At 50.0% G+C, this 206-nt stretch carries 1 pseudogene; it reads left to right on the top strand.

What is annotated here, in order from left to right:
• Positions 1–206, top strand: a pseudogene (locus tag E2491_RS12580) (IS3-like element ISSth1b family transposase); the annotation flags it as partial.

Below are 206 nucleotides of genomic sequence, written 5' to 3'. Positions count from 1 at the left end.
AAGCAGTACAATCGCAAACGGATTCGTCGTCTGATGATCAAGCTCTGCTTGAAGTCTTTCATTCGCCGGTCGAACGGCTACTGTACGAAGACCAGCTATGTCAACATCGAGGATAACGTCTTGAATCGCGAATTCACAGCGAGCCAGCCCAATCAGAAATGGGTGACGGACATCACGCATCTCCATTACGGTCTTGGGAACAAGGC

Origin of the sequence: Jeotgalibacillus sp. R-1-5s-1 (genome assembly GCF_004405105.1) — a bacterium.
In the GTDB taxonomy this organism is placed as follows: domain Bacteria; phylum Bacillota; class Bacilli; order Bacillales; family Jeotgalibacillaceae; genus Jeotgalibacillus.
Note: the sequence above shows the minus strand (reverse complement) of the source record. Positions and strands in the feature narration are given on the sequence as shown.